The 24041-nt window shown below is 63.0% G+C and carries 17 protein-coding genes; 5 read left to right on the forward strand and 12 right to left on the reverse strand.

The window, feature by feature from the left end; all coding sequences use genetic code 11:
- Position 1: 1 nt before the first annotated feature.
- Positions 2-3901, reverse strand: a complete 3900-nt coding sequence (purL, locus tag H620_RS0100565) for a phosphoribosylformylglycinamidine synthase (RefSeq protein ID WP_023382074.1) — start codon at positions 3899-3901, stop codon at positions 2-4.
- A 438-nt stretch (positions 3902-4339) separates the two neighbouring features.
- Here purL and mltF point away from each other — a divergent pair, with 438 nt between their 5' ends.
- The gene (mltF, locus tag H620_RS0100570) at positions 4340-5797 is read left to right on the forward strand and encodes a membrane-bound lytic murein transglycosylase MltF (RefSeq protein ID WP_023382075.1); all 1458 of its coding nucleotides are present in this window, start codon (positions 4340-4342) and stop codon (positions 5795-5797) included.
- A 204-nt stretch (positions 5798-6001) separates the two neighbouring features.
- Here mltF and tadA read toward each other — a convergent pair whose 3' ends face one another.
- The 6 genes from tadA to H620_RS0100600 form a co-directional block, all read right to left on the reverse strand.
- Entirely contained in the window at positions 6002-6481 is a 480-nt protein-coding gene (gene tadA / locus H620_RS0100575; RefSeq protein WP_027906564.1) for a tRNA adenosine(34) deaminase TadA, read from the reverse strand.
- Positions 6481-7863, reverse strand: coding sequence for a multicopper oxidase family protein (locus H620_RS0100580; RefSeq protein WP_023382077.1), 1383 nt, complete (start codon positions 7861-7863; stop codon positions 6481-6483). The genes tadA and H620_RS0100580 overlap by 1 nt, the downstream gene beginning before the upstream one ends.
- Positions 7864-8341: 478 nt before the next feature.
- Entirely contained in the window at positions 8342-9919 is a 1578-nt protein-coding gene (guaA, locus tag H620_RS0100585) for a glutamine-hydrolyzing GMP synthase (RefSeq protein WP_023382078.1), read from the reverse strand.
- Positions 9920-9997: 78 nt separating this feature from the next.
- The gene (gene guaB / locus H620_RS0100590) at positions 9998-11467 is read right to left on the reverse strand and encodes an IMP dehydrogenase (protein WP_023382079.1); all 1470 of its coding nucleotides are present in this window, start codon (positions 11465-11467) and stop codon (positions 9998-10000) included.
- Positions 11468-11553: 86 nt separating this feature from the next.
- The gene (locus tag H620_RS0100595; RefSeq protein WP_023382080.1) at positions 11554-12111 is read right to left on the reverse strand and encodes a hypothetical protein; all 558 of its coding nucleotides are present in this window, start codon (positions 12109-12111) and stop codon (positions 11554-11556) included.
- A 46-nt stretch (positions 12112-12157) separates the two neighbouring features.
- Positions 12158-12913, reverse strand: a complete 756-nt coding sequence (locus H620_RS0100600; RefSeq protein ID WP_023382081.1) for a sulfite exporter TauE/SafE family protein — start codon at positions 12911-12913, stop codon at positions 12158-12160.
- A 294-nt stretch (positions 12914-13207) separates the two neighbouring features.
- On the opposite strand from H620_RS0100600, the gene xseA reads away from it, so the two are divergent.
- From xseA to leuA, 3 genes are all read left to right on the forward strand, one after another.
- Positions 13208-14587 carry an exodeoxyribonuclease VII large subunit gene (gene xseA, locus H620_RS0100605; RefSeq protein ID WP_023382082.1) on the forward strand — a complete coding sequence of 460 codons (1380 nt, stop codon included), beginning with the start codon at positions 13208-13210 and terminating at the stop codon, positions 14585-14587.
- A 3-nt stretch (positions 14588-14590) separates the two neighbouring features.
- Complete coding sequence (locus H620_RS0100610) at positions 14591-15418, forward strand: M23 family metallopeptidase (protein WP_027906566.1); 828 nt, start codon at positions 14591-14593, stop codon at positions 15416-15418.
- Between the two features lie 412 nt (positions 15419-15830).
- Positions 15831-17504, forward strand: a complete 1674-nt coding sequence (leuA, locus tag H620_RS0100615; RefSeq protein ID WP_027906567.1) for a 2-isopropylmalate synthase — start codon at positions 15831-15833, stop codon at positions 17502-17504.
- A gap of 280 nt (positions 17505-17784) precedes the next feature.
- Here the strand turns inward: leuA and H620_RS0100620 are convergent, their stop codons facing one another.
- From H620_RS0100620 to zwf, 3 genes are read right to left on the reverse strand one after another with little or no spacing between them, the layout of a single operon-like run.
- Complete coding sequence (locus tag H620_RS0100620; protein ID WP_027906568.1) at positions 17785-18465, reverse strand: bifunctional 4-hydroxy-2-oxoglutarate aldolase/2-dehydro-3-deoxy-phosphogluconate aldolase; 681 nt, start codon at positions 18463-18465, stop codon at positions 17785-17787.
- A gap of 17 nt (positions 18466-18482) precedes the next feature.
- Positions 18483-19196: a 6-phosphogluconolactonase gene (gene pgl / locus H620_RS0100625; RefSeq protein ID WP_027906569.1), complete on the reverse strand. Its 714-nt coding sequence runs from the start codon at positions 19194-19196 to the stop codon at positions 18483-18485.
- Positions 19183-20652 (reverse strand): glucose-6-phosphate dehydrogenase, encoded by a 1470-nt coding sequence (gene zwf, locus H620_RS0100630; RefSeq protein WP_027906570.1) that lies wholly within the window; start codon positions 20650-20652, stop codon positions 19183-19185. Before zwf ends, pgl begins: the two co-directional genes overlap by 14 nt.
- Positions 20653-20862: 210 nt before the next feature.
- On the opposite strand from zwf, the gene hexR reads away from it, so the two are divergent.
- A complete protein-coding gene (gene hexR / locus H620_RS0100635; RefSeq protein ID WP_177325267.1) occupies positions 20863-21726 on the forward strand; it encodes a DNA-binding transcriptional regulator HexR in 864 nt (287 codons plus the stop codon).
- On the opposite strand, the gene H620_RS0100640 is transcribed toward hexR, so the two are convergent.
- On the reverse strand, positions 21719-22573 hold the full coding sequence (locus H620_RS0100640) for a D-hexose-6-phosphate mutarotase (RefSeq protein ID WP_023382089.1): 855 nt from the start codon (positions 22571-22573) through the stop codon (positions 21719-21721). The genes hexR and H620_RS0100640 overlap by 8 nt on opposite strands.
- Positions 22574-22690: 117 nt before the next feature.
- Complete coding sequence (locus H620_RS0100645) at positions 22691-23983, reverse strand: carbohydrate porin (protein ID WP_244880937.1); 1293 nt, start codon at positions 23981-23983, stop codon at positions 22691-22693.
- Between the last annotated feature and the right edge of the window lie 58 nt (positions 23984-24041).

Genomic DNA, 24041 nt, shown 5'->3' on the forward strand with positions numbered 1-24041 from the left:
CTTAGTTCACCCAAACGCGCGCATTGCGGAACATGCGCATCAGGGGTGCGTCTTCCTGCCACTCATCCGGGCGCCAGGAGTTCTGCACAGCACGGAACACGCGCTCCGGGTGCGGCATCATGATGGTCACACGGCCATCGCGGCTGGTGAGGCCGGTGATACCACGCGGCGAGCCGTTCGGGTTGGCCGGATAGGCTTCGGTGACCTTGCCATGGTTGTCGACGTAGCGCAGTGCCACGCAACCGGACACATCGGCTTCGAGCAGTGCCTCTTCGCTGGCGAACTCGGCATGGCCTTCACCGTGGGCGATGGCGATTGGCATGCGCGAACCGGCCATGCCCTGCAGGAAGATCGAGTTGGACTTCTGCACCTCGACCATGGCCACGCGCGCCTCGAACTGCTCCGAGCGGTTGCGCACGAAGTGCGGCCAGTATTCGGTGCCCGGAATCAGCTCGTGCAGATTGGACATCATCTGGCAACCGTTGCACACGCCCAGGGCGAAGCTGTCGGTACGCTCGAAGAAGGCCTGGAAGGCGTCGCGGGCACGGGCGTTGAACAGCGCCGATTTGGCCCAGCCCTCACCGGCACCCAACACGTCACCGTAGGAGAAGCCACCACAGGCCACCAGGCCTTTGAAATCGGCGAAATCGACACGGCCGGCGAGGATGTCGCTCATGTGCACGTCGATGGCGGCAAAGCCTGCGCGATCGAACGCGGCAGCCATCTCGACCTGGCCGTTGACGCCCTGCTCACGCAGGATCGCCACTTGTGGACGTACGCCTTTCTTGATGTACGGTGCGGCGATGTCGTCATTGACGTCATAGCCCAGCTTGGCCGACAGGCCTGGGTTGTCTTCTTCGAGCAGCAGGTCGAATTCCTGATCGGCACCGTCGGCGTTGTCGCGCAGGCGCTGGATCTGGTAACTGGTCTCGGCCCACTGGCGCTGCAGCATGCGGCGCTCGTCGTCGAACAGCACTTCGCCATTGAGGCTGATGGAGACGTCACCGTTGTTGACCGGCTTGCCGATCACCGACACACAGCCTTCGCCCAGGCCGGCGGCGCTGAATTGGGCCAGCACGTCCGGAGTGGCATCCTGGCGAACCTGGATCACCGCGCCCAACTCTTCGTTGAAGAGGATGGCCGGTACGTCCTTGCGGTTGTCGGTCAGCGTGTCGAGCTGCAGGTCGAGACCGCAGTGGCCGGCAAAGGCCATTTCCAGCACGGTGGTCAGCAGGCCGCCGTCGGAACGGTCGTGGTAAGCCAGCAGGTGACCATCGGCGTTCAGGCCCTGGATCACGGCGAAGAAGGCCTTGAGGTCTTCGGCGTCGTCGACGTCCGGTGCCTGGGCACCGATCTGGCCGTAGGTCTGGGCCAGGATCGAGGCGCCCATGCGGTTCTTGCCGCGGCCCAGGTCGACCAGGATCAGGTCGGTCTCGCCCTTGTCCATGCGCAGTTGCGGGGTCAGGGTCTTGCGCACGTCGGTAACCGGGGCGAAGCCGCTGACGATCAGCGACATCGGCGCGGTGACGCTCTTCTCGACGCCGTCATCGCTCCACTTGGTCTTCATCGACATGGAGTCCTTGCCGACCGGAATGGTCAGGCCCAGCTCCGGGCAGAGCTCCATGCCGACAGCCTTGACGGTGTCGTACAGGCGAGCGTCTTCACCCGGGTGACCGGCGGCGGACATCCAGTTGGCCGACAGCTTGATGTCGGAAAGCTTGGCGATTGGCGCCGCTGCCAGGTTGGTCAGGGTCTCGCCGATCGCCATGCGGCCGGAGGCTGGGGCGTCCAGCAGAGCCAGCGGGGTACGCTCGCCCATGGCCATGGCCTCACCGGTGTAGACATCGAAGCTGGTGGCGGTGACGGCGCAGTCGGCCACTGGCACCTGCCACGGGCCGACCATCTGGTCGCGTGCCACCAGGCCGGTGATGGTGCGGTCGCCAATGGTGATCAGGAAGCTCTTGCTGGCAACCGCCGGGTGATGCAGGACACGTTCGACGGCCTGGTCCAGGTCCAGCTCGCTCGGGTCGAAATCATCGCCCAGCTCGGCTTCGCGGGTGACCGAACGGTGCATGCGCGGCGGCTTGCCCAGCAGCACGTCCAGCGGCATGTCCACCGGCGTGTTGCCGAAATGGCTGTCGGTGACGGTCAGGTGCTGCTCTTCGGTGGCTTCACCCACTACCGCGAACGGGCAGCGCTCGCGTTCGCAGATGGCTTGGAAGCGCTCGAAGTCTTCGGCGCTGACAGCCAGCACGTAGCGTTCCTGCGACTCGTTGCTCCAGATTTCGTGCGGGGCCATGCCCGGCTCGTCGTTGGGCACGTTGCGCAGCTCGAAGCGACCACCGCGGCCACCGTCGTTGACCAGTTCGGGGAAGGCGTTGGAGATACCACCTGCACCCACGTCGTGGATGAAGGCGATGGGGTTCTTGTCGCCCAGCTGCCAGCAGCGGTCGATGACCTCCTGGCAACGGCGCTCCATTTCCGGGTTTTCGCGCTGTACCGAGGCGAAGTCCAGGTCGGCGGAGCTGGCACCGGTAGCGACCGACGAGGCGGCGCCGCCGCCCAGGCCGATCAGCATGGCCGGGCCACCGAGCACGATCAGCTTGGCACCGACGGTGATCTCGCCCTTCTGCACGTGGTCTTCACGGATGTTGCCCATGCCGCCTGCGAGCATGATCGGCTTGTGGTAGCCGCGGACTTCTTCACCACGCGGGGTGTTGATGGCCTGCTCGAAGGTACGGAAATAGCCAGTCAGGGCCGGGCGACCGAATTCGTTGTTGAACGCAGCGCCGCCCAGCGGGCCTTCGACCATGATGTCGAGGGCGTCGACGATGCGGCCTGGCTTGCCGTATGGCTTTTCCCATGGCTGTTCGAAGCCCGGGATGCGCAGGTTGGAAACGGTGAAGCCGGTCAGGCCAGCCTTGGGTTTGGCGCCGCGACCGGTAGCACCTTCGTCGCGGATTTCGCCACCGGAGCCGGTGGAGGCGCCGGAGAACGGGGCGATGGCGGTCGGGTGGTTGTGGGTCTCGACCTTCATCAGGATGTGCACCGGCTCCTGTACCGCACCGTACTGGCGGGTCTCAGGGTTCGGGAAGAAGCGACCGGCGACGTTACCGACGATTACCGAGGCGTTGTCCTTGTACGCGGACAGCACGCCTTCGCTGTGCATCTGGTAGGTGTTCTTGATCATGCCGAACAGGCTCTTTTCCTGAGCCTGGCCGTCGATGTCCCAACTGGCGTTGAAGATCTTGTGGCGACAGTGCTCGGAGTTGGCCTGGGCGAACATCATCAGTTCGATGTCGTTCGGGTTGCGCTTGAGGCCCTGGAAGGCGTTGACCAAGTAGTCGATTTCGTCTTCGGCCAGGGCCAGGCCCAGGTCGACGTTGGCCTGGGCCAGGGCTGCGCGGCCGCCAGCCAGGATGTCGACCGAGGTCATTGGCTTGGGCTGGGCGTGACTGAACAGGTCGGCTGCCTGCTCCAGCTGACCCAGGACGCGCTGGGTCATGCGGTCGTGCAGCTCGGCGGCGATGACTTCGGCGTCGGCGTCGCTCAGGTTGCCCGCGACGTAGTAGGCGATGCCACGCTCCAGGCGCTGGATCGACTGCAGGCCGCAGTTATGGGCGATGTCACTGGCCTTGCTGGCCCAGGGCGAAATGGTGCCCAGACGCGGGACGACCAGGAACAGGCGGCCGCTTGGCTCCTGTACCGGGACGCTCGGGCCGTACTTGAGCAGACGGCCCAGCACCTGCTGCTGGTCGGCGGTCAGCTCGCCGTCGACGTCGGCGAAATGGGCGAATTCGGCATACAAACCAGTAACAGCGGGGACTTTCTGGCTCAGTTGCTCGAGTAATTTACCGTGGCGAAAGGCAGAAAGGGCAGGAGCGCCGCGCAGGATCAACATCGTCGGGACAGCCTCAGGAAGGGGTGTGCTTAGAGGCCGTGCATTCTAGCCTAATTCGATAACTTTCGGCACCCGCTCTACGCCACGGCTGCCGGGCGGTGGAACCGGACTTTCGGGTCAGAAATTTAGGGTGATTGGATTGAGAGGCGCAGGGCCTGGGGGATCGAACGCCGCCTGCACGGAGCATCGCGAGCAAGGCTCGCTCCTACGCTTGTTTCGAGCCAGTAATGCCAGTGACGAACGCGCGCGAATCCCACAGGCATAACTGTAGGAGCGAGCCTTGCTCGCGATGCTCCGTGCAGGCGGCGCTCGATCTCCCATCCCCACTCCCCCTAAAGCCGGCCACCTTAGGCACAGGCGCAGCACATAACCCGCTACCAGACAAGCTAACCGTTGTCGAGATATGGCGGGGCCGGTCCTTTGCGTATACTGCAACCTATGTTCGCCCACACTGCTTTGCGCCAGCGCTGCGCCAGATGGCTCATCGCAACCGGACTCTTTCTGATGCTCGGTGCCTGTGTTGAAAAACCCAGCACCCTGGAGCGCGTGAAGGAGGATGGTGTGCTGCGCGTGATTACCCGCAACAGCCCGGCCACCTACTTCCAGGATCGTAACGGCGAAACCGGCTTCGAATACGAGCTGGTCAAGCATTTCGCCGATGATCTCGGCGTGAAGCTGGAGATCGAGACCGCCGACAACCTCGACGAACTGTTCGACCAATTGAACAAACCCTCCGGTCCGGTGCTCGCAGCGGCGGGCCTTGTCAGCAGTGAACGGCGCCAGACCCAGGCCCGGTTCTCCCACCCCTATCTGGAAGTGACCCCACAGGTCATCTACCGCAACGGCCGCCCACGCCCCACCGACCCCAAGGGGCTGGTCGGCAAGAAAATCATGGTGCTCAAGGGCAGCAGCCACGCCGACCAGCTGGCCGCGCTAAAAAAACAGTACCCGTCCCTGCAATATGAAGAGTCGGACGCCGTCGAGGTGGTCGACCTGCTGCGCATGGTGGATGAAGGCCAGATCGACCTGACCCTGGTCGATTCCAATGAGCTGGCCATGAACCAGGTCTATTTCCCCAACGTGCGGGTGGCCTTCGACCTGGGCGATACCCGCGACCAGCGCTGGGCGGTGGCTCCGGGTGACGACAACAGCCTGCTCAACGAGGTCAACGAGTTCCTCGACAAGGCGCAGAAGAATGGCACCTTGCAGCGCCTGAAAGATCGCTACTACGGCCATGTCGACGTACTGGGCTATGTCGGTGCATACACCTTCGCCCAGCATCTGCAACAACGCCTGCCCAAGTACGAGAAACATTTCAAAAGCTACGCCAAGGTCGAGAAGGTCGATTGGCGCCTCCTGGCCGCCATTGGCTACCAGGAATCGATGTGGCAGCCGGAAGTCACCTCCAAGACCGGCGTACGCGGCCTGATGATGCTGACCCAGCGCACCGCCCAGGCCATGGGCGTATCCAACCGGCTGGATCCGAAGCAAAGCATCCAGGGCGGTGCCAAGTACTTCATGAAAATCAAGGCAGAGCTCGATGACAGTATTCAGGAGCCGGACCGCACTTGGTTCGCCCTGGCCGCATACAACGTCGGCACTGGCCATCTGGAAGATGCCCGCACCCTGGCCAAGCGCGAGAAGCTGAACCCGAACAAGTGGTTGGACGTGAAGAAAATGCTGCCGCGCCTGTCGCAGAAGCAGTGGTACCGGCAGACCAAGTACGGCTATGCCCGCGGTGGCGAACCGGTGCATTTCGTGGCCAACATTCGTCGTTACTACGACATCCTCACCTGGGTGACCCAGCCGCAGCTCGAGGGCCAGGTGGCCGAGGGCAGCCTGCATGTGCCCGGGGTCAACAAGGACAAACCAGCGGATCAATCGCCGCCGATGTGAACCTTCACGGCCTGACCGCCGGCAAACCGGCTCCTACAGGCTGTGCACAGCCCCTGGGCAGCGCTAGGCAGAGTGAAAAGTCTGGGGATGAAGCTCAGGCAAGGCGAAAACAGCCGAGGAAGCGGCGTTTACGGGTTGTGAATGAGCCTACCGAGGCTGTTTTCAACGCAGCATCACCGCGTATCAAGGCTTTTCGTACAGGGCCTAGGCATTGGCCCGGCGAGCCTTGAAAAACTCACTCAGGAGCTGCCCACACTCTTCGGCCAGCACCCCGCCTTCGAACATCACCCGGTGGTTGAGAAACCCCTGGCTGAAGAACTGTCCCTGGCTCTGCACGATACCCGCCTTGGGCTCCAGCGCGCCATACACCACCCGCGCCACCCGCGAATGCACGATCAGCCCCGCGCACATGCTGCAAGGTTCGAGCGTCACGTACAGGGTGCTGCCAGGCAGGCGATAATTGCAGGCTGACTTGGCTGCCGCCCGAATAGCCACCATTTCGGCGTGGGCACTGGGGTCGCTGTCGATGATCGGCCGGTTGAAGCCCTGGCCGATCACCTGCCCATGCTGCACCAGCACCGCGCCCACCGGCACCTCGCCCATCGACGCGCCCTCGGCAGCCAGGGCCAGTGCCAGGCGCATGAATTCCTGATCGCGGCTGCGATCGATGATCTGCGCACGCATCAGACCACCGCAATCGCGGCCATCAGGCCGGTTTCCATGTGGTCGATGACATGGCAATGGAACATCCATGTGCCTGGGTTATCGGCCACCAGCGCGACTTGTGCCCGCTCGTTCTTGCCCAGCAGGTAGGTGTCGGTGAACCAAGGCTCGACGATGTCGCGGCGGTTGGAAGCGATTACCTTGAAACTCATGCCGTGCAGGTGAATCGGGTGCTGGTACTGGGTCATGTTCTTCAACTCGAAGATGTAGCTCTTGCCCTTCTGCAGCGTAGCGATGGGGCGGTCGGCGCAGGTCTTGTCGGTAATGTCCCAGGCCTGGCCGTTGATCTGCCACAGGCTAGGCGGCTTGCCGTTCTCGGTGTTGACCGACACTTTACCAACCCATTCGAAATTGAAGTTCAGCTTCTGGGCATTCTCCAGGTCCGGTTCGGCGATCGGGTTGGCCGGCAAAGCCGGCGGCCAATCGCTGGGCGCATCAGTGCTGGCCACGGAGCGCAGGGTGCCCAGGCGCACGAAGCCATCGCGCAGGGAAATCTCCTCTCCCACCTCTGGAATGCGGATGGCCAGGCAAATACGCATGCCAGGGCCAAGCCAGTATTCGTCTTCCAGCGGGCGCGGCGTGACGGGATTACCGTCCAAGGCATAGATCTTCGCCTCGCAGTTGCCCTTGAGGTTGAGCCGGTAGGTCCAGGTGTTGTCCAGGTTCAGCAGGCGCACGCGCACCACTTGGCCGGCAGGCAGTTCGGTGACCGAGTCCGGCTGGCCATTGATGGTGATCAGCCGCCCAGCCGTGCCGTTGCGCGCCGCCTCGCGTGGAATGCTGAAGGGCAGCCAGGCGCCCTGCTCGTCCACGTGCCAGTTCTTCAGGCTCAGCGTGCGCTCGTGGCGGAATCCGGTGGGCTCGCGCTCCTCGACGATCAATGGTCCGACCAGGCCACGCCCCAGCTCCTCGGAACTGCTGACATGAGGGTGATACCAGTAGCTGCCGGCGTCCGGCACACGGAATTTATAGTCGAAATACTCGCCTGGTTTTACCGGCAACTGTGAGACGTATGGCACACCGTCCATTTCCAGCGGCAGACGGATACCATGCCAGTGGATGGTGGTTTCCACCGGCAAGTGGTTGATGAAGCGCACCCGCAGCCAGGTGCCCTGTCGCACCCGCAATTCGGTGCCTGGGGCCGACGGACCGAAAGCCCAGGCCTCGGTCTTGAAGCCAGGCACCAGCTCCACATCCAAGGGGGCGGCGATCAACTCGTAGTCGTGCCCGGCGTTCTCGTCTTCGACCTTGCCCAGCCAGTACCGCGCCGCCCCTCCGGCGCCCAGGCCTACCACAACCAGGCCTGTCAGGCCTTTGAGCATTTGTCGACGGGTGAAGGACATCGGTGCGGGTACCTCGTGTTCGGCGCAATCAGTCTGCCAGCAGCCGCTGGCGATGAAGGGCAAATACGATACACCTGCAAATGGGAAATATTAAGTGAAGGATTGTATCGCTGGTTTCGAGCCTCTTCGGGCGGTGGAATCGAGTTGGAGGCGGGTTTGCACCCGCTGTCCTCTCACGCTACCGTATAGCATTGCGTGCAAGTATCGGGCTTTGGTGGTCAATGCAACCTTACCCCGCCGTGCCGCCTCTATCGGCTTGCTGTTCGCCAGGCCAGCACCTTGCCTCGGGCTTCCTTCAGATCCGCAGTCGCGACACCCTTGCCCCTGGCTAACACGTGCCGTCGCCGGGTGTGCAGAGGACTTTCACCTCCAAGTCACCCGCTTGGCCACCACTACCAAGCGGGTTGCACTGATGCGCAACGCGCCGAGCCTGGCGCATTAACGACAAGGGCGCCTTGCGGCGCCCCTGTGGCTCAACTCATTCCCACTCGATGGTGGCTGGCGGCTTGCTCGACACGTCGTAGGTAACGCGCGAGATACCGTCGATTTCGTTGATGATACGGCCGCTAACGGTCTCCAGCAGCTCGTATGGCAGGTGCGCCCATCGAGCGGTCATGAAGTCCACGGTCTCGACGGCACGCAGGGCCACGACCCAGGCGTAGCGACGACCGTCGCCAACGACACCCACCGACTTGACCGGCTGGAACACCACGAACGCCTGGCTGGTCTTGTGGTACCAGTCTGCCTTGCGCAGTTCTTCGATGAAGATGTGGTCGGCGCGACGCAGCAGGTCGGCGTATTCCTTCTTCACTTCACCCAGGATACGCACGCCCAGGCCTGGGCCCGGGAACGGGTGGCGGTAGACCATGTCGTACGGCAGGCCCAGCTCCAGGCCGATCTTGCGCACTTCGTCCTTGAACAGTTCACGCAGTGGCTCGACCAGCTTGAGGTTCATTTCCTCCGGCAGGCCACCGACGTTGTGGTGCGACTTGATCACGTGAGCCTTGCCGCTCTTGGCGCCAGCCGACTCGATCACGTCCGGGTAGATGGTGCCTTGGGCGAGGAACTGAATGTTCTCCAGCTTGCTGGCTTCGGCATCGAACACGTCGATGAAGGTGCGGCCGATGATCTTGCGCTTCTTCTCTGGGTCGGCTTCGCCGGCCAGATTGTCGAGGAACTGTTTTTCAGCGTCGGCGCGGATGACCTTGACGCCCATGTTTTCCTTGAACATGGCCATGACCTGGTCGCCTTCGTGCAAGCGCAACAGACCGTTGTCGACGAACACGCAGGTCAGCTGGTCGCCGATGGCGCGGTGCAGCAGCGCGGCGACCACGGAGGAATCGACGCCGCCGGACAGACCCAGCAGGACGTTGGCCGAACCGACTTGCTCGCGAACCTGGGCAATGGCGTCTTCGACGATGTTGGACGGGGTCCACAGGGCTTCACAGCCGCAGATGTCCTGAACGAAACGGGACAGGATGCGACCGCCTTGCTTGGTGTGGGTCACTTCCGGGTGGAACTGCACGCCGTAGTAGCCCAGGGCATCGTCGTACATGCCGGCGATCGGGCAGCTCGGGGTGCTGGCCAGCACGTGGAAGTTGCCCGGCATCTGGGTAACCTTGTCGCCGTGGCTCATCCACACGTCCAGGCCCAGTACACCGTCGTCATCGACGTGGTCTTCGATGCCATCGAGCAGGCGGCTCTTGCCTACTACATCAACGCGGGCATAGCCGAACTCACGCAGGTCGGAACCTTCGACCTTGCCGCCCATCTGCTCGGCCATGGTTTGCATGCCATAGCAGATACCCAGCACCGGGACCTTCAGGTCGAATACCGCTTGTGGAGCGCGGGGGCTGTTGGCTTCGTGGACCGACTCGGGGCCGCCGGCGAGGATGATGCCGCGCGGGTTGAATTCGCGGATCGCTTCATCGGCCATGTCGAACGGATGCAGCTCGCAGTACACGCCGATTTCGCGCACGCGGCGGGCGATCAGCTGGGTGTACTGGGAACCGAAATCGAGGATCAGGATGCGGTGAGCGTGAATGTCGAGGGCCATGACTCAATCTCGTCAGTGGAAATCGGAAACGACGCGGGGCTGTCATGACAGCCCCGCTTTCTGTTGTAGCTGGAAGCCTCAACCTACGCGGTAGTTAGGGGCTTCTTTGGTGATCTGCACGTCATGCACGTGGGACTCGGCCATGCCGGCACCGGTGATGCGCACGAACTCCGGCTTGGTACGCATCTCTTCGATGGTCGCGCTGCCGGTGTAGCCCATGGACGAACGCAGGCCGCCCATCAGCTGGTGGATGATCGCAGCCAGGGCGCCTTTGTAAGGGACGCGGCCTTCGATGCCTTCCGGAACCAGCTTCTCGGCACCGGCCGAAGAGTCCTGGAAGTAACGGTCCGAGGAGCCTTGCGCCTGTGCCATCGCGCCCAGCGAGCCCATGCCGCGGTAAGCCTTGTAGGAACGGCCCTGGAACAGCTCGACTTCACCCGGTGCTTCTTCGGTACCGGCGAACATCGAACCCATCATCACGCACGAGGCGCCAGCAACGATGGCCTTGGACAGGTCACCGGAGAAGCGAATGCCACCGTCGGCGATCAGCGGGACACCCGTGCCTTCCAGTGCAGCGGCAACGTTGGCGATGGCGCTGATCTGCGGCACGCCGACACCGGCGACGATACGGGTGGTGCAGATGGAACCTGGGCCGATACCGACCTTGACCGCGTCGGCGCCGGCTTCAGCCAGGGCCTTGGCAGCAGCGCCGGTGGCGATGTTTCCGCCGATCACCTGCACGTGCGGGTAGTTTTCCTTGACCCAGCGAACGCGGTCGATGACACCCTTGGAGTGACCGTGGGCAGTGTCGACGACGACGACGTCAACGCCAGCGGCAACCAGGGCGGCAACGCGCTCGCCGGTGTCCTTGCCGGTACCGACGGCGGCGCCAACGCGCAGACGACCCTGGTCGTCCTTGCTGGCCAGCGGGTAGGCCTTGGCCTTTTCGATGTCCTTGACGGTCATCATGCCCTTGAGGTTGAACTTGTCGTCGACGATCAGGACTTTTTCCAGACGGTGCTTGTGCAGCAACTCGCGGACTTCGTTCTTGTCGGCGCCTTCGCGAACGGTGACCAGACGCTCTTTTGGCGTCATCACGTCGCGGACCTTGGCGTCCAGACGGCTTTCGAAGCGCACGTCACGGGAGGTCACGATACCGACCAGGTCACCGTTCGCCAGCACCGGAACGCCGGAGATGTTGTTCAGGCGGGTCAGGTCGAACAGGTCGCGCACGGTGGCGTCGGCGTCGATGGTGATCGGGTCCTTGACCACGCCAGCCTCGAACTTCTTGACCTTGCGGACTTCGCCGGCCTGCTGTTCGATGGTCATGTTCTTGTGGATGATGCCGATGCCGCCTTCCTGGGCCATGGCGATGGCCAAGCGCGCTTCGGTCACGGTATCCATGGCAGCGGAAACCAGCGGAATGTTCAGCTCGATGCCACGGGTCAAACGGGTCTTGAGACTGACTTCATTGGGCAGTACCTCGGAATAACCAGGTACAAGGAGGATATCGTCGAAGGTCAGGGCTTCTTGGCTGATACGCAGCATCGCGGGAGCTCCCGGGCGGGAAAAATGGAAGCGCGCCATTATACTCATCCACGGCGCGCCGCTCAATGCAAAAAAGGGGCCTTCGGTCAGGCGCGTGGCACTTTTACCTGTACCACCGCCACCGGCTGGTCGAGCCAGTCGGCGAAGCTGTCAAGGAAGGCTTGGGTGAATCCGGCCTCGCCCCAGTTGTTGAAGATGAATCCCAGGTTGGAAAAGGCACATGGCTGGAGGAAGAGAAAGCCATTGATGTCATCTTCGAAACCACACAGCGGGCAGGTGAAGTTATCGCTGACGCCGGGCATCCACTCCTCCAGGCTTTCGAACAGCGGCTCGCCCACTTCGCGGCGGCACTCCGGACAGCCGGCCTCTTCGAGAAAACCTTCGGTCGGGGTATAGATGCAGCGCTTGAGCACCACTTCCAGCCCGTTGACCTGCTCGCCGAAAGGCAGTTTCTCGGGATGCAGCGCGACCTTGCGCGCGCCTTCGGACAGGGCATGGCCCATGCGGTTCCCGGTTCGACCACAGGTGGTCAGGTGCTCCTCGACGATCTTCTCGCGCACCAGCCAGCGCAGGATGGCCCTGGCACGGGCTTCGTGCACGGGCACGGTGGAAAGTTTCGGAACGATGATGCTTTGGGTGTTCATCAAGCAAGCGAGCCTACGGACTGCGGTAATGAGGCAATTCTAACGCTCACGCACTCAGGTAGCGACCGATCAGGGCCAGGCCGCTGGCCAGGACCAGCCAGGTGACCAGGCGCACGAAGGCTTCGCGGGACAGCTTCGTGGTCAGCCGGCGCCCGGACCACAGGCCTATGAACATCACCGGCAGCAGGGAGACTGCCAGCAGTAGCAGGCTCGCATCGGCATAGACACCGGCGATCAGGAACAGCGACAAGCGCACCACCGTGCTGCAACTGATCAGCGCGCTCTGGGTTGCCCTGACCTGCTCTTTCGCGTCCAGCCGTGCGCTCAGGTAAATGGCATACAGGAAACCACCACTGCCGAACAACGCCCCGAACAGGCCGCCGACCGTTCCCATCGGCACCGCCCACCAGCCGGCCAGCCTGGCCGGTCGCACCTTCACAGCCAGGCCATAGATCGCGTAGGCGGTGACGAACAGCCCCATCAGTAACAGCAGCAGGTCGGACTTGAGCCCCAGCAGGAACACCACGCCCAACGTGCAGCCCACCGCCATGCATGGCAGCAGGCGCAGCAGCTCACCGCGCACCACATCACGGCGTGACGGCAGCAGGTTGCCGAATGCGGCGACGAAGTCGAGCAACACCAACAGCGGGATGATGCGGGACAGCGGCATGAAGTGGATCAGCACCGGGCCGGCCACCAATGCCGTGCCGAAGCCAGCGATACCGAAGACGATGTAGGCAACGCCAATGGCGAGGAGAATGGGTAGCCAGTCGAGAGGGCTAAGTGACAGCTGGGTCAGCATCTTGCTTGATTCCTGTGGAGTCCTTGGTGTGTCCGTCACCGGATTGCGCCGAGGCGGACAGGGGCATGCCTTTAGGGTTATAGCGCGTGGGTAATCGAGCGCCGCCCGCGCGGCGCATCGCGAGCAAGGCTCGCTCCTACCGTTGTTTCGGGCCAATAATACCTGTCGAAGGCGCGCACGACCGCCCGGTATCTCGCAGGAAAAACAAGCGTAGGCGGCGCTCGATCGCGACAGCATCATAATTCTCCCGCCATGCACTTGGCGCCCCCCACCCTCCCCCTTATCATGCCCACCATGATCAAAGACCCCTTCGAACGACTCGGCCTGGACCGCGAGGTCCTCACCGTCAGCCAGCTCAACGGCCGCGCCCGGGTGCTGCTGGAAGATGTATTCCGCAGTGTCTGGGTGGAAGGCGAAATTTCCAACCTCGCCCGCCCGGCCTCCGGCCACATGTACTTCACCCTCAAGGACAGCGGGGCGCAGGTGCGCTGCGCGCTGTTCCGGCAGAATGCCGCGCGCGTGCGCCAGGCCCTGCGCGATGGCCTGGCGGTACGCGTACGCGGCAAGGTCTCGCTGTTCGAAGGGCGTGGCGACTATCAGCTGATTCTCGACACCGTCGAGCCCGCTGGCGACGGCGCCTTGCGCCTGGCATTCGAGGCCTTGAAGGAAAAGCTCGGCGCCGAAGGCCTGTTCAGCGCCGAACGCAAGAAGCCGCTGCCGGCCCATCCGCAACGCATCGGCATCATCACCTCGCCCACCGGCGCGGTGATCCGCGACATCATCAGTGTGTTCCGCCGCCGCGCACCACAGGTCGAGCTGAACCTGATCCCCACTGCGGTGCAAGGACGTGAAGCCATCGGCCAGATCGTCCGGGCCCTGCGACTGGCCGATAGCCGTGGCTTCGATGCATTGATCCTGGCCCGTGGCGGCGGCTCGCTGGAGGACCTCTGGTGCTTCAACGAAGAAGCCGTGGCCCGCGCGGTGGCCGCCTGTGCCACGCCAATCGTCAGTGCGGTAGGCCATGAAACCGATGTATCGATCAGTGATTTCGTCGCCGACGTGCGGGCTCCGACACCTTCGGCGGCCGCTGAACTGCTGGCCCCGGACAACAGTGGCCTGCAACAGCGCCTGGACGGTTTGCAGCGGCGCTTGCTGCTGCGCATGCAAAACCGCCTGACCCATGACCGTCTGCGCCTGGAGTCCCTGACCCGTCGCCTGCGCCACCCTGGCGAACGCCTGCGCCAGCAAGCCCAGCGCCTGGACGACCTGGACATGCGCCTGCGCCGAGCGTTCATGCTAGACCTGAACCAGCGCCGCGAACGCCTGGCACGCCTGGACACCCGCCTGGCCGCGCAGCATCCGGGCCGCGCCCTGAAACTGCTGGGCCAGCGCCTGGACAGCCTCGCCGAGCGCCTGCCAAGGGCCATGCGCGAAGTGCTCAAGGACCGCCGTCAGCGCTTCCAGGCGCAACTGCAGACGTTGCAGGTGGTCAGCCCACTGGCGACCCTGGCCCGCGGTTACAGCATCCTGCTCGACGAACGCGGCAAGGCCATCCGCAGTGCCGATCAGACCCACAACGGCCAGCGCCTGACCGCCCGCCTCAACGAGGGCGAACTGCAGGTGCGGGTCGAAGACAACCACCTGACCCCGGTCACCCTCCCCCTACTGGACTGACTCATGCCTCGCCTGATCGCGCCCCTGCTCGCCCTTTCCCTGCTGCTGCTTGCCGGCGGCGCCCAGGCCAGCTACATCACCCGCACCTTGAACAAGCCGGTGCCCGGTGGCGTCGCAGTCATCGACCTGGGCCCCTCGGCAACCGCACCCAGCGCACGTTTCGATGGCAAACCGGTGCTGGTGGTCAAGGAACAGGACAACTGGCTGGCCATCGTCGGCATTCCGCTGACCCAGAAGCCGGGCACCGCCGTCCTCAACCAGGGCGGTCGCAACCTGCGCTTCACCGTCGGCAGCAAGAAGTACCCCGAGCAGCACATCACCCTGAAGAACAAGCGCCAGGTCAACCCCAACCCCGCCGACCTGAAACGCATCGACCGCGAACTGGCCGAACAGATCAACGCCTACCGCAGCTTCAGCCCGGCCCTGCCGAGCAACCTGATCCTCGACAAGCCGGTCAACGGCCCGCTGTCGAGCAAGTTCGGCGTGCGTCGTTTCTTCAATGGCGAAGAACGCAACCCGCACGCAGGCCTGGACTTCGCGGTACCTGCCGGCACGCCGATCAAGACGCCCGCCAACGGCAAGGTGATTCTGGTGGGCGACTACTTCTTCAACGGCCGCACCGTTTTCGTCGACCACGGCCAAGGCTTCATTAGCATGTTCTGCCACCTGTCGAAGATCGACGTACAACCAGGCCAGACGCTGCGCAGAGGTGATGTGATCGGGCGAGTGGGTTCGACCGGGCGGGCTACCGGGCCACATATGCACTGGAATGTCAGCCTGAACGATGCCCGGGTGGATCCGGCGATTTTCATCGGTGCGTTCCAGCCCTGATATCGACGGCGCTTTTTTCGCGGGTAAACCCGCTCCCACGGGGGTATCACACCTGTAGGAGCGGGTTTACCCGCGAACGGGGCCGCCTAATTGAACCCCTCTCCACCTTGTTGCGCCATTGAAAAATACCGCGCAAGAAATCCAAATACACAGACAAATATCAGCGATAAAATCTCGTCACTGCGCTTTTTTTAAGCATTCCTCTCAATTTTTTCTGAACACTTGCCATCCCCCACCCCACTGGTTAGGGTTGAAGGCATGAAAACCTTCAGCACCCTCATTCTGCTCCGACAACATCGCAGCCTCTGCCTGGTCAGCGCCCGACTACCAGGTTGAATCGCGTCGCCTCGCCTCTTCATCTCGTTATCGCTCGGCAGGCCCGATCTCGGCCGCACACAAAAGGATTGCTTCCATGACCATGCTCAAAGACCCTTCGAAGAAATACCGCGCCTTCCCGACTATCGACCTGCCCGACCGTACCTGGCCGTCGAAAACCATCACCCAGGCGCCGATCTGGTGCAGCTCCGACCTGCGTGATGGCAACCAGTCGCTGATCGAGCCGATGGACTCGGAGAAGAAACTGCGCTTCTGGAAGACCCTGGTGCAGGTTGGCGTGAAAGAAATCGAGGCATCGTTCCCGTCCGCTTCGCAAACCGATTTCGACTTCGTGCGCATGCTGATCGAAGAAGGCCACATTCCCGACGACACCACCATCCAGGTGTTGACCCAGGCCCGCGAAGACCTGATCGCCCGCACCTTCGAGTCGCTGCGCGGCGCGAAAAAGGCCATCGTCCACCTGTACAACGCCACCAGCCCGTCGTTCCGCCGCATTGTCTTCAACCAGGACAAGCAAGGCGTGAAGGACATCGCGGTGAACGCAGCCAAGCTGTTCGTCAAATATGCCGCCCAGCAGCCGGAAACCCAGTGGACCTTCCAATACTCGCCTGAAACGTTCAGCGCGACCGAGCTGGAGTTCGCCAAGGAAGTCTGCGACGCAGTCATCGACGTGTGGAACCCGACCCCTGAGCACAAGATCATCCTCAACCTGCCGGCCACCGTGGAAGTTGCCACGCCGAACATCTACGCCGACCAGATCGAGTGGTTCTGCCGCAACATCAACCGCCGTGACAGCGTGATCATCAGCTTGCACTGCCATAACGACCGCGGCACCGGCATCGCCGCCACCGAGCTGGGCCTGATGGCCGGTGCCGACCGCGCCGAAGGCTGCCTGTTCGGCAACGGCGAGCGTACCGGCAACGTCGACTTGGTGACCCTGGCGTTGAACCTCTACACCCAGGGCATCGACCCAGGGCTGGACTTCTCCGACATCGACGGCGTGCGCAAGGTGGTCGAAGAGTGCAACCAGCTGCCGGTACACCCACGCCACCCGTACGTTGGCGACCTGGTCCACACCGCATTCTCCGGCTCGCACCAGGACGCCATCCGTAAGGGCTTCGCCAAGCAGAAGGAAGGCGAGCTGTGGGAAGTGCCGTACCTGCCGATCGACCCGGCCGACATCGGCCGCAGCTACGAGGCGGTGATCCGCGTCAACAGCCAGTCGGGCAAAGGTGGCATCACCTACCTGCTCGAGCAGGAATACGGCATCAGCCTGCCACGCCGCATGCAGATCGAATTCAGCCAGGTGGTTCAAGGAGAAACCGACCGTCTGGGCCTGGAGATGACCGCCCAGCAGATCTACATCCTGCTGCACAAGGAATACCTCCAGGCCAACAGCCCTTATGCGCTGGTCAGCCATCGTCTGCAGGAAGAGAACGGCCACAGCGCCGTGGAAGTGGAAGTCGCCGGTGAAGGCGAGACCACCCTGCACTGGCGCGGCAAGGGCAATGGCGCCCTGGAAGCCCTGGTAGCCGGCCTGCCGGTTGCAGTGGAAATCATGGACTACAACGAGCACGCCATCGGCGCGGGCACCAACGCCAAGGCGGCGGCCTACATCGAGCTGCGCGTGGCCGGTGGCCGTCCGGTGCACGGCGTGGGTATCGATGAGAACATCACCACCGCCAGCTTCAAGGCCCTGTTCAGCGCGCTGAACCGCTCGCTGAGCCAGCAGGAAGCCAAGGCCGCCTGAGCCTTACCCTGATGGACAAGAAAGCCCGCATCATTGGATGCGGGTTTTTTTTGCGTTCGCCACAGCATTTTTAGCGTCGATGCAATCGAGCGCCGCCCGCGCGGCGCATCGCGAGCTGCGCTCGCTCCTACGTTTGTCTCGGGCCAGTAACGCCTGTGAAAGGCGCTCGCGATGTGCCGCGCGGGCGGCGCTGGATCTCACAGGCGCCACCCAACCCACGCCAGGCAAAAAAAAGGGGCGCCGACCAAGCGCCCCATAAGCCGTAAAGCACACAACAAATTCAGTTGGCATCCAACAGCGCAATCGCCTCGGCACTGCATGCCTCGATCCGCGCCCAGTCGCCATTCTTGATCCAGCTGCTGTCGAGCATCCACGTACCGCCCACGCACATCACGTTGGGCAGGGCCATGTAGTTACGCACGTTGGCCGGGTTCACGCCGCCAGTCGGGCAGAAACGAATATCGCCGAACGGGCCAGCAAAGGCCTTGATTGCCGCCACGCCACCGCTGATTTCCGCCGGGAACAGCTTGAAGCGGCGGTAACCCAGGGCATAGCCCATCATGATTTCAGACGGTGTGCTGATACCTGGCAGCAGCGGGATCTCACTGTCCACGCCCGCTTCGAGAATGTCCTGGGTGATGCCAGGGGTAACGACGAACTGCGCACCTGCAGCTTCGACGGCAGCGAACATGCTGCGATCGAGCACGGTACCGGCGCCGACGCACAACTCCGGGCGCTGCTCACGCAGCACTTGGATGGCCTTAAGACCGTGCTGCGAGCGCAGGGTCACTTCCAGGGTACGGATGCCGCCAACGGCCAGAGCGTCGGCCAGAGGCAGGATGTCTTCCTCACGGGCGATGGTGATCACCGGCAGGATGCGCGCCGCTTTGCAGATGGCATCGATCCGTGCAGCTTTCTCGGCCATCGAGAGCTTGGGCTGTGGGCGTTCGAGGGTGGTCATGACAGTGGATCCTTGGCTCATGGGCACCAGTAGATGTCCAGGGGGTCGTGAAGAAAAGCGCGAATCGGCATTTCGGAAAGGTCGTTGCCCGCCAGGGCGGCGCGCAGGGTAGCGAGTTTGCCCTCGCCTTGCACGGACAGCGCGATGAATGCGGCGCTGGCGAGCAGTGAACGGGTCATGGTCAGGCGTTGGCGCGGCACGCTCGGCGCCAGCATCGGCAGGATGCGGCGCGGGCTTGAAAGGTTCAGGCCTTCGCGCAACAACGGGCTACCTGGGAACAGCGAAGCGGTATGGCCATCATCGCCCATGCCCAGCACCAGCACGTCGATGGGTGGCAGTTCGGCCATCAGCTGGTCAGCCAGCTCGGACGCAGCTTCGAGGTTGACCGCACTCTGGTACAGGCCGACAAAACGCGCCTTGGCCGCAGGCCCCTTGAGCAGGTGCCGGGCCAACAGGCCCGCATTGCTGTCGGCATGTTCCACCGGCACCCAACGCTCATCGGCCAGGCTCACCGTCACCTTCGACCAATCCAGCGATTGCACCGCCAGTTGCTCGAGGAAGGGTACCGGGCTGCGCCCCCCCGACAGCACCACGCAGGCGTGGCCCTTGGCGGCGATGGCAGCGCGCAAGCGGTCGGCGACATCCTCGGCCAGCGTGGTCGCCAGGGCCTTGCCGTCGGCTAATTGATGGGCCTTGATCGCCGCCGGCAGATTCAGTTCAGATATCGCCATACCATGCCCTCCCATCGCGGGTAATCAATGCAATCGAGCTCATCGGCCCCCAGGACCCCGCCGCGTATGGTTTGGGCGCGTCCCCGGCGTTGCGCCAGCCTGCGATCAGCTGGTCACACCACTTCCAGGCGTACTCGATCTCGTCCTTGCGCACGAACAGGTTCTGGTTGCCGCGCATCACTTCGAGCAACAAGCGCTCATAGGCATCCGGGATTCGTGTACTGCGCCAGGTGTCGGAAAAATTCAGCTGCAGAGGGCCACTGCGCAGTTGCATGCCCTTGTCCAGGCCCTGCTCCTTGGTCATTACCCGCAGGGAAATGCCTTCATCCGGTTGCAGGCGAATGATCAGCTTGTTACCGATCTGCAAACGCTGTTCCGGAGCGAAGATGTAATGCGGCGTCTCCTTGAAGTGGATGACGATCTGCGAGAGCTTCTGCGGCATGCGCTTGCCGGTACGCAGGTAGAACGGCACGCCCGACCAGCGCCAGTTGCGGATGTCGGCACGCAGAGCGACGAAGGTCTCGGTATCGCTCTGGGCGTTGGCGTTATCCTCTTCAAGGTACCCTGGCACCGGTTTACCGTCGCTGTAGCCGGCAATGTACTGGCCACGCACCACGGCAGTGCTCAGACGCTCGCCGGTGATCGGTGCCAGTGCCTTGAGCACCTTGACCTTCTCATCGCGGATGCTGTCGGCAGACAGGTCGCTGGGCGGGTCCATGGCGATCAGGCACAGCAGCTGCAGCAGGTGGTTCTGGATCATGTCACGCAGCTGGCCGGCCTTGTCGAAGTAACCCCAACGGCCTTCGATGCCAACCTTCTCGGCCACGGTGATTTCCACGTGGGAGATGGAATTCTGGTTCCACTGGGTTTCGAACAGGCTGTTGGCAAAACGCAGGGCAATCAGGTTCTGCACCGTCTCTTTGCCCAGGTAATGGTCGATGCGGTAGACCCGGCTTTCGGGGAAGAACCTGGCCACGGCGTCATTGACCCGGCGCGACGACTCCAAGTCATGGCCGATGGGCTTTTCCAGCACCACGCGGGTACGTGCGGCGAGCCCAACCTTGTCGAGGTTCTCGCAGATCGCCCCGTAAACCGCCGCCGCGGTGGCGAAATAGGCGATCAACGGCAGCTCGTCCGGCAGTTGCTCGGCCAGGGCCTGGTAGCCCTCAGGCTGCAGGAAGTCCAGGTGCTGATAGCTCAGGCGCCCAAGGAAACGCCCAAGTGCGGCCGGCTCGATGTCGGCCTCCGTCACGTGCCGACGCAGATGGGCTTCGATGGTACCCAGATGCTCCTGCGCACTCCCAGGCTCACGGGCCAGCGCCAGCAAGCGGGTATCCGGGTGCAGCAGGTTGGCACGGTCTAGTTGGTAAAGCGCAGGAAACAGCTTGCGCAATGCCAGGTCGCCCAGGGCGCCAAACAAGGCAAATGTGCAAGGTTCGACACTGATCGCAGCCATGATGTTGGTTCTTTCCTAAAGTTGGTCTAGGAATACCGCTTTCACATACGGTTTTCAAGGGATAATGTAGTAAAAAACACAACATTATCGGTAAGCGTAACAGACAAGTGGTGCGCCAACCGCACCGACAGTACGATAGACGACCGTGCAAAAAGCCTGCTGCCCAGGCAGCCGGCTGTCTTCCCGACCCAAGGACATACCATGGACCGCGTGCGAAACCTCCTGGAGCAGATCCAGGGACGCCTCGACGAGCTGAACAAGGCCGAACGCAAAGTCGCCGAAGTCATCCTGCTCAACCCGCAACAAGCCACCCGCTTCAGCATTGCCGCGCTGGCCCAAGCGGCCAAGGTCAGCGAGCCGACCGTCAACCGCTTCTGCCGCTCGTTCGGCGTCAGCGGCTACCCCGAGCTCAAGCTGCAACTGGCGCAGAGCCTGGCCAGTGGCGCAGCCTATGTCAGCCGCGCCGTGGAGGCCGACGACGATCCGGCGGCCTACACGCAGAAGATCTTCGGCAGCGCCATCGCCTCCCTGGACAGCGCCTGCCAGCAGCTCGACCCGCAGCAGGTCAGCCGCGCCGTGGACATGATGATCCAGGCCCGGCAGATCCACTTCTTCGGCCTCGGCGCCTCAGCCCCGGTGGCGCTTGATGCGCAACACAAGTTCTTCCGCTTCAACCTCGCCGTGTCGGCCCATGCCGACGTGCTGATGCAACGCATGCTGGCCTCGGTTGCCCACACCGGCGACCTGTTCGTGATCATTTCCTACACCGGGCGCACCCGCGAACTGGTCGAGGTGGCACGCCTGGCGCGGGAAAACGGCGCTTCGGTGCTGGGCCTGACCGCCGCAGGCTCCCCGCTGGCCAACGCCTGCAGCCTGAGCCTGCACATCCCGCTGCCCGAGGACACCGACATCTACATGCCGATGACCTCGCGGATCATCCAGCTGACAGTGCTCGACGTCCTGGCCACCGGCATGACCCTGCGCCGTGGCGTGGACTTCCAGCCGCACCTGCGCAAGATCAAGGAAAGCCTGAACGCCAGCCGCTACCCCATCGAGGACGACGAACTCAGCTGAGCCGGTGCGCCTGCAGACGCAGGTGGGCGCGTTGCCCCGGCGCCAGGCTCAGGCCCTCGCCGCTGCCGCTGGCAGCCTCGACACAGACGAACCCCTGGCATTCTCGCCCGCTCACACCCATTAGCGGCCGGTTGCCGGGGTGCCAGACCACCGTGTCGTCGCTGTCGCCAGTGTCGATGCACAATTCACGCTGCCAGGCCGGGTCCTGCAACTGAACACGAGGGGTACCCGGAAACACCTTCTGGCAACCGCCCTTGAGCTTGAGCGCGCCGCCTTCGCGGCAAACCTGACGGTTCAGGCGGTCGTAGCCCTCGATGTCTTCAAGCCCAGACAGCGCTATCTCGGACACGTCGCTAATACGCCAGTAAGCCAGCAGCGCATGACTCAGCTGGCAGGGTTCGCTGTCCTGATGCTCGGTGCTCAGGCTCAGTTCCATGCGACTGCCCAGCTTGGCATGCAAGTCGACCTGCCAGTCGCACAGGTCAAGACGCCACTTGAGCGTAACCCCCTCTTCGTCCTCTCGGCTGTCTACCAGCTTCCAGTCGAGCAGGCGCGCCCAACCATGGGCAGGCCACAGGTCCTCACTGGGGTGACGGCCGTACCAAGGCCAACACACCGGCACACCACCGCGGATGGCCCCCACTTGCGGCCACTGTTCGGCACACCACAGCCATGGCCGCTCGCCAGCCGGCTGGAAATGCAACAGCTGCGCCCCCTGGCGACTGAACACCGCCTGGCAGCGGGGGTGATCGATGATCAGCACATCGCGCTGCTGGTAACGCTCCCACTCGAAGGTCGGCCTGGGCCGTTGCGAGGAAAAGAAGCGATGTAGCGGATGTTCAGGCATGGTTCCAAGCTCTTGTTGTTTGAGATAGCGCTGTCTTTCCGTATCCCCAACACCCACTGCAAGCCAGTGGATGCCGGGTAACGGGATTGGATTGGCGTAAATTTACAACAAGTACCCTCAGAATGACGACTGAATCTTCAAGCCAGCGACCAGCGCGTTGTCCACCTCGTCGACACCGCCCGGGCTCTTGATGTACTGAAGGTTGGGGCGCACCGTCAGCCAATTGGTCACATGGAAACCGTAGTAGAGCTCGGCGTTGTATTCGGTGCGCTGCAGCGGCACGAAGCCGGGGTTGTCGTAATCGCTGATACCGCTCTGGGCATTGAGCAGCTCGGCGCGTTTTTTCACATCATCGTTGACATGGATACGGGCGACGCCGAAGCCGATGTCATCCTTGGGCCGGGCATCGAAGGCGCCTTTGTAAACCATCCCGACCTGCTGGTAGTTGTCGACCACGTTGGTGGCCTTGTCGTGAACCGTGAAGTTGGCGAACAGGCTCAGACCACGGTTGACATCGCCACCATGGGCGGTGACCTGCTGCTGCGCCACCACCCACCAACCGTGCTTGCTGGAATGCGACTTGAAGGCCTCGCCGGTCAGCGCCTGCGGGTTGCCGTTGACGTCGTCGTACACGTCGTCCGCCTTGGCCGTGCTGTAGTAGTAACCCAGGCGGTACTCGCCCGGCAGCCGATTGACCTGGGGCGACCAGACCATCTCTACCGGCAGGATCGCGCCCTTGGTACCACTGCCGCTGAGTTTGAAGCCATTGCCGGTTTCCAGGTTGGAAGGGTTCTGCTCGAAGGCCCCCACCTGCACGAAGAATTCCGGAGTGATGTTGTACTTGACCCGCAGCGCCCACTGGCTGACTGGCCAGTTGTACCAGATGCCGCCCACCCAGTTGCCCACCTGCGAGCCACAGAACGCCAGGTTCTGGAAGTCGCACGGGAAGCTGTTGAAGTCCTCCCCCTCGCCAAAGCGGCCGAATTTCACATCCAGGGCACCGTCGAAGTACTTCTGCTTGATCCACATCTGGGTCAGCCGCCAGGTCTGGCCGCGCCCCCAGACTTCCTGCACCGAACTGAACTGTCCGGCACGCGGGTCGCTGATCCGGTCGTTGGACAGGTTACGACCGCTACGCTCGGTGATCGCCAGCTTGAACTCGGTGTCGTTCCAGCCAAAGATCTTTTCCAGGTCCAGGTGCGCACCGAGGGCGAACTGGTCGCTGTAACGGGCCGTCTTGTCGTCGTTGTAGCCTCCGTTGAGGTTGCCAGCCACCTCACCGACGTAATCGAGGGTGAAGTCGTAACCCTTTTCCAGCAGTTCGGTACGCGTGCCACCCCAGTCGCCGGTCATCCACTTCGACTCGCTGGAAAATGCCTCGGCAGCTTGCGCCCCGCCGCTGCCGAGCATGGCCAATGGCGCCAGCAAGGCCAGCGAGCCTAATGTCTTGATGCGATTGCGCTGTTCC

The sequence above is a fragment of the Pseudomonas taiwanensis DSM 21245 genome (assembly GCF_000425785.1).
Lineage (GTDB): Bacteria > Pseudomonadota > Gammaproteobacteria > Pseudomonadales > Pseudomonadaceae > Aquipseudomonas > Aquipseudomonas taiwanensis.